We start from the raw sequence: 2,300 nt of genomic DNA, 5'->3' as shown, positions 1-2,300 counted from the left end.
AAGTATGGGGGCGGTCATGAAGGGGGTCCTCGGTCGGGTCCTCGGGCGTCTTTGGTCGTGGTCCTCAGTCGTCCTCGGTCGTGTCCTCGGGGGGTGCTCGTCGGGTTCCTGGGCGAGAAGCGACTCCGGGTGCTCAACTGGCGGTCACTATATGAGAGTTAGTGATCGAACTGGGGAGGTTCTGGATGCGTTTACGGAATCGGTGCCCTGCGGGTGCGAAGTTTCCCGGAACGTTTCGCCCGACGCCGGACGGTCACTGTCAGTGGTCGGGTGCATGCTGGAGGCATGGCGGATCTTCAGGCGGAGCTGCGCAGGACGGTCCGGGGCGAGGTCGGTTTCGACGTCACGTCCCGGGCGCTGACGACGATGGACGCGTCCAACTACCGGCGCGTTCCGCTGGGCGTCGTCGCGCCCCGTGACGCCGACGACGTGGCGGCGACGCTGGCGGCCTGCCGGGCGCACGGGGTGTCGGTGGTGGCACGCGGCGGCGGCACGTCCATCGCCGGCCAGGCGACGGGCACGGGCGTGGTCCTGGACTTCACCCGCCACATGAACGGACTGGTGTCCCTGGACCCCGCCTCCCGCACGGCGGTCGTCCAGCCCGGCCTGGTCCTGGACCGCCTCCAACAGGCCGCCGCCCCGCACGGGCTGCGCTTCGGTCCCGACCCTTCGACCCACAGCCGCTGCACCCTCGGCGGCATGATCGGCAACAACTCCTGCGGCTCCCACTCGGTCGCCTGGGGCACGACGGCGGACAGCGTGAGTGAACTGTCCGTGATCACCGCGCGGGGAGATCTTCTGCACCCCGGCCGCGACTGGGCGGGCGCCCCGGAGGGCCTACGGCCGCTCGTGGACGCCGAGTTGGCCCGCCTGCGCACCGGCTTCCCGGACCTCCCCCGCCGCATCTCGGGCTACGCCGTGGACGCCCTCCTCCCCGAGAACGGCGCGGACGTGGCCCGCTCCTTCTGCGGCAGCGAGGGCACACTGGGCATCCTCACGGAGGCGGTCGTACGACTCGTCGAGGCACCCCGCGCGCGTGCGCTGGCGGTACTCGGGTACGCCGACGAGAGCGCGGCGGCGGAGGCGGCGGCGGGCCTGCTGATCCATGGGCCGCTGACGGTGGAGGGGATGGCGGCCGACCTCGTGCGCTCGACCGCGGACCTCCCCCGGGGCGGCGCCTGGCTGTTCGTCGAGACCGGCGGTGACACGGAGGCGGAGGCACGCACGCGTGCGGAGACCGTCGTCCGCGCGGCCGACGTCGTCGACGCCCTGGTGGTGACGGAGGTGGCGAGTCAGCGGGCCCTGTGGCGCGTCCGCGAGGACGCGAGCGGTACGGCGACGCGCATGCCGGACGGCTCGGAGGCATGGCCGGGCTGGGAGGACTGCGCGGTGCCGCCGGCCCGACTGGGCGCGTATCTACGGGACTTCAGGGGATTGCTGGTCGCGCACGGCCTACGGGGAACGCCGTACGGCCACTTCGGGGACGGCTGCATCCACGTCCGCATCGACTTCGACCTGCTGACGGAGGCGGGGGTGGCCCGCTTCCGCCACTTCTCGGAGGAGCTGGCCGAGTTGGTGGCCGCCCACGGTGGCTCGCTCTCCGGTGAACACGGGGACGGACAGGCACGCGCGGAACTCCTGCCGAAGATGTACGGCTCCGAGATGGTGAGCCTGTTCGAGCAGGTCAAGGGGGTCTGGGACCCGGACGACCTCCTCAACCCCGGGATGCTGGTGCGCCCCGCCCCGCTGGACACGAACCTCCGCTTCGCGGTGCTCCCGCGCAAGCCGGTGGACGTGGTGTTCGGCTACCCGTCCGACGGCGGGGACTTCTCGGCGGCGGTACGGCGCTGCGTCGGCGTGGCCAAGTGCCGTACGACAGAGGCGAACGGGCCCTCGGTGATGTGCCCGTCGTTCCGCGCGACGGGAGAGGAGCAGCACTCCACACGCGGGCGTGCCCGACTCCTCCACGAGATGCTCGCGGGCGAACTGGTCACCGACGGCTGGCGGTCGACGGAGGTCCGCGACGCGCTGGACCTGTGCCTGTCCTGCAAGGGCTGCCGCACGGACTGCCCGGTCGGGGTCGACATGGCCACGTACAAGGCGGAGTTCCTGCACCACCACTACGAAGGGCGGCGCAGGCCCGCGGCCCACTACGCGATGGGCCGGCTGCCGCGCTGGCTCCGGCTGGTGGAGCGCACGCGTACGGCGTGGCTGGTCAACTCCCTCGCTTCCGTACGGCCGTTGGCGGCGCTGGCGAAGAGGCTGGGCGGGATCGCGGGGGAGCGGGGGATTCCTCGGGT

Annotated in this window: 1 protein-coding gene; it reads left to right on the top strand. The window is 72.1% G+C overall.

Annotated elements, in window-relative coordinates:
• Positions 1–285: 285 nt before the first annotated feature.
• On the top strand, positions 286–2,300 hold a 2,015-nt coding region (locus AC31A1_RS50355; RefSeq protein WP_489659742.1), incomplete at its 3' end, for an FAD-binding and (Fe-S)-binding domain-containing protein.

The organism is Streptomyces sp. P5F9 (assembly GCF_057961495.1).
Note: the sequence above shows the minus strand (reverse complement) of the source record. Positions and strands in the feature narration are given on the sequence as shown.